The organism is Paenibacillus piri, from assembly GCF_004354045.1.
Classification (GTDB): Bacteria; Bacillota; Bacilli; order Paenibacillales; family NBRC-103111; genus Paenibacillus_S; species Paenibacillus_S piri.
Map to the genome: position 1 here is coordinate 50,538 of NZ_SMRT01000027.1, position 10,763 is coordinate 61,300.

The 10,763-nt window shown below is 47.6% G+C and carries 13 protein-coding genes and 1 rRNA gene; 12 read left to right on the top strand and 2 right to left on the bottom strand.

Annotation, left to right across the window (positions count from 1 at the left end):
* The first annotated feature begins 48 nt into the window (after nucleotides 1-48).
* The 8 genes from rplQ (at nucleotide 49) to E1757_RS32670 (ending at nucleotide 6,437) form a co-directional block, all read left to right on the top strand.
* A complete protein-coding gene (rplQ, locus tag E1757_RS32635) occupies nucleotides 49-414 on the top strand; it encodes a 50S ribosomal protein L17 (RefSeq protein WP_133236162.1) in 366 nt (121 codons plus the stop codon).
* A 105-nt stretch (nucleotides 415-519) separates the two neighbouring features.
* Nucleotides 520-1,296, top strand: coding sequence for a tRNA pseudouridine(38-40) synthase TruA (gene truA / locus E1757_RS32640; protein WP_133236164.1), 777 nt, complete (start codon nucleotides 520-522; stop codon nucleotides 1,294-1,296).
* Nucleotides 1,297-1,514: 218 nt separating this feature from the next.
* Nucleotides 1,515-1,952 (top strand): 50S ribosomal protein L13, encoded by a 438-nt coding sequence (rplM, locus tag E1757_RS32645; RefSeq protein WP_133236166.1) that lies wholly within the window; start codon nucleotides 1,515-1,517, stop codon nucleotides 1,950-1,952.
* A 20-nt stretch (nucleotides 1,953-1,972) separates the two neighbouring features.
* Complete coding sequence (gene rpsI / locus E1757_RS32650) at nucleotides 1,973-2,365, top strand: 30S ribosomal protein S9 (RefSeq protein WP_133236168.1); 393 nt, start codon at nucleotides 1,973-1,975, stop codon at nucleotides 2,363-2,365.
* Nucleotides 2,366-2,569: 204 nt separating this feature from the next.
* Nucleotides 2,570-3,262 carry a phosphoadenylyl-sulfate reductase gene (locus E1757_RS32655; RefSeq protein ID WP_133236170.1) on the top strand — a complete coding sequence of 231 codons (693 nt, stop codon included), beginning with the start codon at nucleotides 2,570-2,572 and terminating at the stop codon, nucleotides 3,260-3,262.
* A gap of 25 nt (nucleotides 3,263-3,287) precedes the next feature.
* The gene (gene sat, locus E1757_RS32660; protein WP_133236172.1) at nucleotides 3,288-4,466 is read left to right on the top strand and encodes a sulfate adenylyltransferase; all 1,179 of its coding nucleotides are present in this window, start codon (nucleotides 3,288-3,290) and stop codon (nucleotides 4,464-4,466) included.
* Nucleotides 4,467-4,539: 73 nt separating this feature from the next.
* A complete protein-coding gene (cwlD, locus tag E1757_RS32665; protein ID WP_133236174.1) occupies nucleotides 4,540-5,295 on the top strand; it encodes an N-acetylmuramoyl-L-alanine amidase CwlD in 756 nt (251 codons plus the stop codon).
* 56 nt (nucleotides 5,296-5,351) lie between these two features.
* Nucleotides 5,352-6,437: an Mrp/NBP35 family ATP-binding protein gene (locus E1757_RS32670; protein ID WP_133236176.1), complete on the top strand. Its 1,086-nt coding sequence runs from the start codon at nucleotides 5,352-5,354 to the stop codon at nucleotides 6,435-6,437.
* Between the two features lie 192 nt (nucleotides 6,438-6,629).
* Here the strand turns inward: E1757_RS32670 and gerD are convergent, their stop codons facing one another.
* On the bottom strand, nucleotides 6,630-7,328 hold the full coding sequence (gerD, locus tag E1757_RS32675) for a spore germination lipoprotein GerD (RefSeq protein ID WP_246079686.1): 699 nt from the start codon (nucleotides 7,326-7,328) through the stop codon (nucleotides 6,630-6,632).
* 140 nt (nucleotides 7,329-7,468) lie between these two features.
* On the opposite strand from gerD, the gene E1757_RS32680 reads away from it, so the two are divergent.
* Complete coding sequence (locus E1757_RS32680) at nucleotides 7,469-8,065, top strand: KinB-signaling pathway activation protein (RefSeq protein WP_133236178.1); 597 nt, start codon at nucleotides 7,469-7,471, stop codon at nucleotides 8,063-8,065.
* Between the two features lie 20 nt (nucleotides 8,066-8,085).
* Here the strand turns inward: E1757_RS32680 and pdaB are convergent, their stop codons facing one another.
* Complete coding sequence (gene pdaB / locus E1757_RS32685) at nucleotides 8,086-8,871, bottom strand: polysaccharide deacetylase family sporulation protein PdaB (RefSeq protein ID WP_133236180.1); 786 nt, start codon at nucleotides 8,869-8,871, stop codon at nucleotides 8,086-8,088.
* A 133-nt stretch (nucleotides 8,872-9,004) separates the two neighbouring features.
* Between pdaB and E1757_RS32690 the strand changes: the two genes are divergently transcribed.
* The 3 genes from E1757_RS32690 to E1757_RS32700 form a co-directional block, all read left to right on the top strand.
* A complete protein-coding gene (locus E1757_RS32690; protein WP_133236182.1) occupies nucleotides 9,005-9,610 on the top strand; it encodes a stage II sporulation protein M in 606 nt (201 codons plus the stop codon).
* 201 nt (nucleotides 9,611-9,811) lie between these two features.
* Entirely contained in the window at nucleotides 9,812-10,030 is a 219-nt protein-coding gene (locus E1757_RS32695) for a hypothetical protein (protein ID WP_133236184.1), read from the top strand.
* A 430-nt stretch (nucleotides 10,031-10,460) separates the two neighbouring features.
* Nucleotides 10,461-10,763 (top strand): 16S ribosomal RNA (locus E1757_RS32700); the annotation flags it as partial.

Here is a 10,763-nt window from a genome sequence, read left to right on the forward strand (position 1 = left end):
GTCGACAAATAATACAATAAGCAAATGAAGCAGAAGGAGGTTGCACAAATGGCATACCAAAAGTTGGGTCGTGATTCCAGCGCGCGCAAAGCATTATTCCGCGACTTGGTAACTGACTTGTTCATACATGAACGCATCCAAACGACTGAAGCAAAAGCGAAGGAATTGCGTTCGATCGCAGAAAAGCTGATTACATTGGCTAAGCGTGGAGATCTTCACGCTCGCCGTCAAGTTGCATCCTTTGTTCGCCGCGAGTCCGCTAATGAATCGCAAGATGCAATTCAAAAATTGTTCTCCGATCTGGCACCTCGCTACGCTGAGCGTCAGGGTGGATATACTAGAATCTTGAAGCTTGGGCCTCGTCGCGGCGATGCAGCGCCTATGGTATATTTAGAGCTAGTAGATCGTGCATAAAAGGGTAGGAAAGGGTGGACGGGATCTCTTGATTCTGATGAAACCCTTTTTTTTGTAGCTTTGAGTACAGCTGCAGCGTGCACGATGAAATGACGGAGGTCGACCGTGCGGAATATTTGCATGACAGTCAGTTATGATGGAACGGCCTATAACGGCTTTCAAACCCAGCCCAATCAGAATACGATACAGGATGTGCTGGAGAAGGCGATTTTGGCATTGACCGGGGAAACGATCAAAGTGACTTCCTCCGGCCGTACGGACGCAGGCGTGCATGCGCGCTGTCAGGTGATCAACTTCTATACCGCATCGAAAATTCCGGTAGAGCGCTGGTGTATGGCGTTAAATACGCTGCTGCCGGCCGATATTGTCGTGAGCGGTGCGAGACTTGCGGACGATTCTTTTCATTCGAGAAGATCGGCTGTTCAGAAAACGTACCGGTACACGATTCGCTGCGGCAAGCATCCGGATTTGTTCAAACGGCATTTTGAGTTTTATCATCCGACCGCTCTACGCGTCGAGGCGATGAGAGAAGGCCTTGCATATATAGAAGGCCGCCATGATTTCACATCGTTTTGCTCCGTTCGATCCACCAAGCTGTCCAATATCCGAACCGTTTATGAAGCCAGGCTGGAATGCGAACCGCAGGATCCGATTTTACAATCGTACGCTATTCATATTTATGTGACCGGAAACGGCTTTTTATACAATATGGTAAGGATCATTGCCGGGACGTTAATTCAAGTCGGCGAAGGGAAGCGGTCCGGCGGGGCGATGCTCGAAATATTGAATGCGCGAAGCCGGGCGAAAGCAGGGCCGACCGCAATGGCGCACGGCTTGACGCTGTGGGAAGTTTTGTACGATCAGGATGCAACAATTACTTGATTTTGTATGCTGGCTATAGTACAATATTACTTGGCGTTTCTTGATCGGCTATCCCACGGCCCCGGATCAGGACAGGGCCAACAACTATAAAATCAAATTAACGATGCACATAAATAAGTTGATGAGATCCTTCATGAGGACTATGTTCTCAAGCTATGTCATTTCATCAAATACGGGAATTGAGCACCGAAGTGCAAAATGTTTAGGAGGAACTATTGATGCGTACCACATATATGGCTAAGCCTAATGAAGTAGAACGCAAATGGTACATTATTGACGCAACCGACAAAACACTGGGTCGTCTTGCAAGCGAAGCGGCAAGCCTTATTCGCGGCAAACATAAACCGCAATTCACACCTCATGTGGACACAGGCGATTTTGTTGTCGTCATTAATGCTGAGAAAATCAGATTGACTGGTAAAAAGCTGCAAAATAAAATGTACTATCGTCACTCTTTGTATTCCGGCGGTCTGAAAGTAACTTCCGCACAGGATATGATCAATAACAAGCCGGAGCGCGTAATCGAGCTTGCCATTCACGGCATGCTTCCGAAAAATCGTCTTGGCGACAGCTTGAAAACAAAATTGAAAGTATATGCGGGATCTGAACATCCACATCAAGCTCAACAGCCTGAAGTGTATGAACTTCGCGGATAATATAAAGGGAGGACATTCTTGTGGCACAAGTTCAATACTATGGTACAGGTCGTCGTAAGCATTCGGTAGCTCGTGTACGTTTGGTACCTGGAGAAGGCCGGATCGTGATCAACAAACGCAACCTGGATGAATATTTTGGTTTGGAAACTTTGAAGCTTATCGTTAAACAACCGCTCACATTGACTGAAACATTGAGCAAGTACGATGTTTTGGTTATCGCGAACGGCGGGGGTATTTCCGGACAAGCCGGAGCAATCCGTCACGGTATTTCCCGTGCATTGCTGAAAGCAGATCCTGAATTCCGCGGATCGTTGAAGAAAGCCGGTTTCTTGACTCGCGATCCTCGTATGAAAGAACGTAAAAAATACGGATTGAAAGCTGCACGTCGTGCGCCTCAGTTCTCGAAACGTTAATTCCATACAAAACACGAACCTTTCCACTATTGCGGTGGAAAGGTTTTTTATTTTTCGGTTCACCTTCAATAAATCAAATCAATATACTGGATAATGGCCCAACAAAAATTTAATTTGACAAAAAGTCGGTACTGAATATAATTAAAACATATACGATAAAACACATTTATATACTCGGAATTAAAAATTACAGGAGGTAAGCGCATGAATTTATTCGAAAAGGAACAATTGATTCAGGAAGCGGCGGAAACGTTCGAAAAACAAACGCCGGAAGCTCTGATTACATGGGCGGTAGATAAATTTCCGAACCTTACATTAGCGTGCAGCTTCGGCGCCGAAGATGTGGTTTTAGTGGATATGCTTCAAAAAGTCAGCCCAAAAACCGACATTTTTTATTTGGATACGAATGTACATTTTCAGGAAACGTTGGATACGCGCGACCGGCTGCAGCAGCATTACGGCCTTGAGTTCGTTCAAGTGCTGCCAAAGCTGACGTTGGAGGAGCAAGCTGCGCAATACGGCGAGGAGCTGTGGAAAAGCAGTCCGAATCAATGCTGTAATATTCGCAAGGTAGATCCGTTGACGGACATATTGAAAAACTATGACGCCTGGATTACGGGCATCCGCCGCGATCAGGCACCAACCCGGGCGAATGCGAAAAAAGTGGAGTACGACGTTAAATTCGGTTTGGTCAAATTCAATCCGTTGGCCAGTTGGACTACCGAAGACGTTTGGGATTATATCCGCAGCAATAATATCATCTACAACCCGCTGCATGATAACAACTATCCAAGTATCGGCTGTTCGCATTGCACACGTCAAGTTATGCCGGGAGAAGATCCGCGCGCGGGACGTTGGGCAGGAAGCGAAAAGACGGAATGCGGACTTCACAAATAATAGCGAAAGCGGGGACTCGGGAACTATGTCCGTAGAAACGATTCAGCCTCACGGAGGCACATTGATTAACCGTATCGCGGATGGTGCGGAAAGAGAAAGACTGTTACAGCTGGCGGAAGGATTATTCCAGCTTCAAATTAATTCGTGGACGATTTCCGATCTCGATTTGATCGGTGTGGGCGCATTTTCGCCTTTGACCGGGTTTATGATCGAAGATGATTACCATTCGGTCGTAGAACGGATGCGTCTTGCAGACGGTACGGTATGGAGCATTCCGATTACGCTTCCCATAGATGAGGCCATCGCGGAAACGCTTAAATATGGAGAGCAGGTCGCGCTTGTAGGCGAGCAGGACGGCGTCGTTTACGGCATTTTGGACGTCCAAAGCATTTACAAGGTCGATCAGAAGAACGAGGCTGTAAAAGTGTTTAAAACCGATGATGAAGCGCATCCGGGCGTGCAGAAGCTGCTGTCGCGCTCCAACATCCTTCTCGGAGGCCCGATCCAGGTATTGAACCGTCCGAAGCCGGACAAATTCGAACAATTTTATTTTGACCCGTCGGATACGCGCCGCCTTTTCGTAGAGAATGGCTGGAGAACGGTAGTCGGTTTCCAAACGCGCAACCCCGTACACCGCGCCCATGAATACATCCAAAAGAGCGCTATGGAAATTGTGGATGGACTGTTTTTGAATCCGTTGGTGGGCGAAACGAAGTCGGACGATATTTCCGCAGACGTCCGAATGCGCAGCTACCTTGTGCTGCTCGACAATTATTACCCGCAGGACCGTGTTCATCTTGGTGTATTTCCGGCGGCTATGCGTTACGCGGGGCCTCGAGAAGCCATTTTCCATGCTATGGTTCGTAAAAACTACGGCTGCACTCACTTTATCGTCGGACGCGACCATGCAGGCGTAGGCGATTATTACGGCACATATGAAGCGCAAGAAATATTCAGCAATTTTACGAAAGAAGAAATCGGCATTACGCCGCTGTTTTTTGAACACAGCTTCTACTGTACGAAATGCGGCAATATGGCATCGAGCAAAACATGCCCACACGACAAAGCGGCTCACATGCATTTGTCAGGCACTAAGGTTCGTGCGCTGCTTCGTGACGGCCAATGCCCGCCGCCTGAATTTACCCGTCCGGAAGTGGCGGAAGTCCTTATTGAAGGCATGAAAGAACCCGAATATCAGGTGTAGGACGAAGGTATATTTGTCCACCTCGTCCCATATAGATGGTAGTGAGTCTATGGGATGCGAGGTGGATTTTTTTATGTTGAAAAGGAGAAAGCGGGTCGTGGTATGGCTGACCATGCAGAGCGGCCTTAAGCTGATGATATCGGCTTTATTGGTTGGACTCATGCTGTACATGTTTACTTACGAGCTGCCCGCCACAAATACGTGGACGAACTGGACGCTGCCTCTATCGGGCAAAACGATCGCGCTCGATCCGGGTCACGGCGGGCCTGATGGGGGAGCGCAAAGCAAAGACGGCATCATTGAGAAAGATATTAATTTGGCAATAACCTTGCATCTTCGCGACTATTTACAGGAAGCCGGGGCGTTGGTGGTCATGACCCGGGAAAACGATAAAGATTTGGCGGAGCCTTCAACGAAAGGCTACAGCAAACGAAAGACGGAAGACATGATTAACCGTGCACAGTTTATTATCGGGCATAAATCGGATTTATTTGTCAGCGTTCATTTAAATGCCACTCCGTCCGAGAAATGGTCAGGCGCACAAACATTTTATTACCCTAAACATCAACAAAGCGGATTATTGGCCGCGTTAATTCAAGACGAAGTGAAGAAAAATTTGAAGAATACGGACCGGGTCGCTAAACCGATAGACAATTTTTATTTGCTGAAAACATTGCAAATTCCAAGCGCACTCGTCGAGGTCGGATTTCTTTCCAACCCGGCCGAGGCGGGGCTGCTGCGGTCGCCGGCTTATCAGAAAAAAATCGCAGCCTCCATCTACCAAGGTATTCTCCGGTACTACTCGGGGGAAAAAGTGGGTTCTTATTGAAATTGTGATATAATAAGGTGCAGTAAAATAAGGAATACTTTCGCTGGGGTGAAGATGTGATAACGAAAGAACAATTATTGAATGCCATACGCCACCTGCATGATCCCGAGTTTCAGCTGGACCTGGCGGAGCTGCAGTTCGTCAGAGATATGATGATTAAAGAAGATAACGTTTCCGCAACTGTGCTGCTATCTTCGGAGGATGAGTCCTATAAGCAAAATCTGGAGCGGCAAATTACGGCAGCTTTCCAGCAGGCCGGCGCTAAGGATGTTCATTTGCGCTTCCGGGCTTTATCCGAATTTGACAGAAACGAAGCGGCGCGCAAGCTGCAGGCGCATGCGGCCGAAGTACATACCGAAGCGGCGGAGCAAGTCCGCAACATATTGGATCCGGCGGAGGGCGTCCAATTCATCGCCATCGCGAGCGGAAAGGGCGGTGTAGGCAAGTCGACCGTTACCGTCAATCTGGCAGTCGCACTAGCCCGGATGGGCAAAAAAGTCGGACTGATCGACGCGGATATATACGGGTTCAGTGTTCCGGATATGATGGGAATCGAACAGAAGCCGGAGCTCGTCAGCAACAAGATCATTCCTGTGGAACGATTTGGCGTGAAGGTGATCTCCATGGGCTTTTTCGTTGAGGAGAATACGCCGGTTATATGGCGCGGCCCGATGCTGGGCAAAATGCTGCGCAATTTCTTCCAGGAAGTAAGCTGGGGCGACGTGGAGATGGTGCTGCTCGATTTGCCGCCGGGCACAGGCGATGTGGCGCTCGATGTTCATCAGATGATTCCGCAGAGCAAAGAAATCATCGTCACGACACCGCACGCGACCGCGGCGTTTGTCGCTGCCAGAGCAGGGGCGATGGCGATACATACGGAGCATGAAATGTTGGGCATTGTTGAAAATATGGCGTATTACCAATGCGGCCAATGCGGCGAGAAGGACTATGTATTCGGCAGAGGCGGCGGCGCCAAATTGGCGGAGGAGCTGCATACCGAATTAGTAGCCCAAATCCCGCTCGGCGCGCCTGATAACCATATTGCCGAACCCGATTATTCCCCGTCTGTGTACAAGGCAGATACCGAGACAGGCCGCATTTACGCGGAGCTTGCCCGACATATTGTCGATAAATTAGGATAAGTGCGAATGACGGGCGTTTACAGCCAGGTCTCGGACAATGGAAAGCAACCAGCCTGGGAGGGCTGGTTTTTTGCTTGTTTAGGAAATTATGCGCAGCAAATTTCTGTGGATAACCGGGGGCTCCCCCAAAAGTAATCGGAATTGACTTCGGAGTTTCACGTCACTTTTGGGGGACTTTGTTCTTGGAACTAATTATTGTTTGGCGCTGCTTTCCTGATCCTTCTGGCCGCCCTTACCCTTCTTCTTCTGAGCTCCGCCGCCACCGCCACCACCGCCGCCGGCCTGAGCGCCTTTGGCTTTCGGCATAGATTCCTCTTCCAATACTTTTTTCATCAAATTCATGACTTCCAGACGGAAAAGCGGGCTTTGCATCGATTCCTGCATAACGGTTTTTGTTTGCTGCCGGTATTGCGGGCTTTTCATCGTATCCAGCAGCATTTTCTCGAAGTCCGGGCTATTTAATGTGCTGATTACGGCCTGCTGGTATTCCGGATCTTTCATAAGATCCTTCTGCATCTGCTTCATTTCCTTTTGGATCGCTTTGGCGAATTGTCCGGCAAATTTAGGGTCGGTTATAACGGTTTGCAAAAACTTGTTGTTGGTTGTATCGGTTAACACATCTTTGACCGCCAGCTGAATATGCTGCGAATCGCCGGTCGATAGCAGCTTGATCTGCCCATCGCTGCTGGATACGGCACTCGTTTGAGCGGCAATAATTGCTTTTTTCCCATCCTCGGTTTTCAAAATATCAAGCACCATCGTTTTCGTATCTTTATAGCCAGTGCTTTGAGGACCTTGCGAAGTCGTCTGTTTGCTCGAGCCGCAGGAGGTAGTAATTAACAGAACGGTCAGAATGAATGGAACCATTCGCAACCACTTTTTTAAAATCATTGCCATGACTCCTTTCCCTAAAAAGATGGTCTTATTATTCGCCAAAGCGCCATATTTTCAACCCGCGGCTTGTTGGCTTTTTATTGTGAACGTTGGTACAATTAACTTCTGAATATAAGTTTGCTTTGGGGGTATAGATTGTGACGCTAAGAAAATGGTTTTATTTATTTTGGACAACGATGTTGATTGGCGCCGGAGCGGCTTTAATAATCGGACTCATCCTGCAGGCAAACGATCAGCAATTCGGCCTGATGGGCGGCAAAGAAATCAGCTTTAATGCAGCTACGATGCTGCTTGGCGGAGCGATGATCAGCGTCCTGAGCCAAATGGGATTTTTCGCCTATCTTATTATCCGTTACATCGCGATGGGGATTGTCAAAAGCAAGTGGGTGTGGGATATACTGCAAGTTATCCTCGTCCTGATCACAATGTTTGATTTAATTTATTTACGCCACTTGGGTACAGACTACAGCTGGCTTTCGTACTCCGCGCTGCCGCTTGCGATGCTTGCCGTCGCGCTGGGGACGGCGTTGTGGAAAGTGAAGCTGACGAACCGCAACGGATTCATCCCGACATTATTTTTCATGACGACAGTGACAGCCATTGAGGCGGTTCCGGCTTTACGGATAAACAGCGCGGCTTCCACACTGTTTATGATGGTTCCATTGCTGGCGAGTAATGCATGGCAAATTTTAATTTTATCGAAAGTGCTGGGCAGCAAAAAAGAGCCGCTGTAAACGGCTCTCTTCCTAAATTATTATTTCATTTGTTTCATGGCCTGATCTTCCACAGGGGTTTTGCCGTCCACCTGCGTTTGCTTCAGCAGCTGGCCGACGCTTACGAATTCGTATCCTTTCGCACGAAGCTGGTCGATAATCACCGGCAGAGCCAGATGAGTCTGCTTGCAGGAATCGCTGGCATGCATCAGGACGATATCGCCGGGGTGAGCTTTCGACACGACGCGATTAATGATGGTATCGACGCCTTTGTTCATCCAGTCCTGCGAATCCGTATCCCATTGGATTACCGTATAGTTCAGCTCATTGGCGATGCGCAGCACCCTTTTGTCAAAATCGCCGTTAGGCAGCCGGATCAGACCTGGGCTCTGCCCGGTCACCTCATTTAAAATTTGATGCGAGGTTCTTATCTGTCTGCGGATTTCATCGTCGTTTAAGCTGCTGTAGTCCGTATGCTTATGACCGTGGCTGCCGATTTCCCAACCGCCCTTGACAATACGATTGACGATGTCCGGATGACTTTTGCTCCAGGGAGAGGACAGAAAGAAAGTCGCATTTTTAATGCCTTTTTCCTCCAAAATTTTTAAAATCGGTTCTGTTCTCGTATCTCCCCAACTAATATCAAAAGTAAGGGCAATAACCTTCTTGTCCGTTTGGATGCTGTAAATCGCTTGCGGCGCCCCTTGAGAGAAAACCGTAACATTGTCTCGCTCCGAGTAAATGATACCGATGGCAAATATGACGGCAACAGCGATGATGAATGCTTGTTTCAATTTTTTACCGTTCAGTACATAGAAATAGTTCACAAAACGTAGCCTCCTTTGCCCTCATGTGCGCAGATAGGGCTTGTATGATTTTGAGTTTACTAAAATGTATGCTGGGACAAGAAAGATATGCTAGTCGTATCGGATGCAAAATGAAACGGGGAGAAGTGGTCACATGAATAATTTGATACGTCAGTTTCGTCTTATGAAACACTATTTCATCGCCTCCGCACTCGTTTTTGCATTGGCGGTTGTGCTTGGAGCGGGATTTTCCGATCAATTTCATGGTTTCATAGAGAGTCAGTTGAAAGGCCTCGAACAAATAACAAAGTCGATCGCCGGCAAGGAGCATCCGCAGTGGTCATTGTTTTGGCTCATTTTTTTGAATAATGCGATTAAATCGGTGGTGATCATTGCGCTTGGCGCGGCGTTCGGCATACTTCCTTTATTTTTCTTGATAGTCAACGGGCTCATTCTCGGCTATGTAGGCACCATCTCCACGCAAAAGGAGTCGTTATGGTTTTTCCTCAAAGCGATTATCCCGCATGGCATTATAGAGATCCCCGCGATTATATTTGCCTGTGCGTTCGGTCTGCGGCTGGGTGTGTTAATGCTGAAGCTGGTTACATCGGTTATAAGTCCCGAGAGGTCCGTGAAATACAAAGAAGAGCTGCGCGGCTTTGCCAAAGCAATAGTTCCGGTGATCCTGATACTGGTTATTTCCTTGACAGCGGCGGCGCTTATTGAAAGCACCTTCACTTTTTGGCTTGTAAATCATTAGAAATCGGCTGGCATAAAAATAACCAAATATGTGCATAACAGTAAAGCATGCAAGATGCTTAAGCAGGCAAAAGTATGCAAGATAAAAGCGCTCAATATTCTCCAGACTTAGCTAAAATGGGCTTTTTACCTCGCATGCTTTTTTTGTGTCTAAAAATGAATCCGGATAGCGACCGCAAATAAGAAAGGGGCACTTAAGCCAATGCTCGGTTTTTTGTTCAATGAAAGAGAGTGCAGAGAGCTGGACTACGTATTGAAAAAAGAGTTGGATGAAATGCTGTTCGATTTGAACGATAAACGAATTGACGGGGACATTAAAGTGGCGATTGAATCGCGGTATAAGGTCATTTTCCGTATGTATGCGCGCCTCGCTTCCCCTAAGGAAATATCCAAATATGCAAGGAATCGGATGTATCATTAAAAATATTAAGAATCGCTTGAAAAACCGCTTGACTTGAGCCTGGAGTTTGTGATACATTATCTTTCGTCACTTTTTCCGCAATAAGAACGAAGTCAAGGTTGGAAAATAAAACCTTAAAAAAGTTCTTGCAAAGTAATGGGCGGATGTGATATATTAAGAAAGTCGCCGCTAAAAACTTAACAAGAAATAAGAGTTAAGCTTTGGAGGCTGGTTAATCGGGTCGAAGTTCAGCAATGACGCGGCTTGGTTGCAATAATTGCCCTTTGAAAACTGAACAACGAGTGAGTGTTAAAAATAGAGAATGCAAATTCTCGCTAGCATTACTTTTGAGCTTAAGACAAGCTCCTTATACCTCGGTATAGACACCTGGAAAGGAATCGGAATTCTCTGCGGAGGTTCTGCTTCACTTTTCGGGACGTTAACGGGGTCTTTAATGGAGAGTTTGATCCTGGCTCAGGACGAACGCTGGCGGCGTGCCTAATACATGCAAGTCGAGCGGACTGTTCCTTCGGGAACAGTTAGCGGCGGACGGGTGAGTAACACGTAGGCAACCTGCCTGTAAGACCGGGATAACTATCGGAAACGATAGCTAAGAGCGGATAGCTGGATGGAACGCATGTTCCGTTCATGAAACACGGAGCAATCTGTGGCTTACAGATGGGCCTGCGGCGCATTAGCTAGTTGGTGGGGTAACGGCTCACCAAGGCGACGATGCGTAGCCGACCTGAGAGGG

Excerpts from the sequence above, each read along its gene's own strand:
- rplQ (WP_133236162.1), top strand. The coding sequence starts at position 49 with ATGGCATACCAAAAGTTGGGTCGTGATTCCAGCGCGCGCAAAGCATTA.
- rplM (WP_133236166.1), top strand. The coding sequence starts at position 1,515 with ATGCGTACCACATATATGGCTAAGCCTAATGAAGTAGAACGCAAATGG.
- E1757_RS32655 (WP_133236170.1), top strand. The coding sequence starts at position 2,570 with ATGAATTTATTCGAAAAGGAACAATTGATTCAGGAAGCGGCGGAAACG.
- sat (WP_133236172.1), top strand. The coding sequence starts at position 3,288 with ATGTCCGTAGAAACGATTCAGCCTCACGGAGGCACATTGATTAACCGT.
- cwlD (WP_133236174.1), top strand. The coding sequence starts at position 4,540 with ATGTTGAAAAGGAGAAAGCGGGTCGTGGTATGGCTGACCATGCAGAGC.
- gerD (WP_246079686.1), bottom strand. The coding sequence starts at position 7,328 with ATGATTTTAAAAAAGTGGTTGCGAATGGTTCCATTCATTCTGACCGTT.
- E1757_RS32690 (WP_133236182.1), top strand. The coding sequence starts at position 9,005 with ATGAATAATTTGATACGTCAGTTTCGTCTTATGAAACACTATTTCATC.
- E1757_RS32695 (WP_133236184.1), top strand. The coding sequence starts at position 9,812 with ATGCTCGGTTTTTTGTTCAATGAAAGAGAGTGCAGAGAGCTGGACTAC.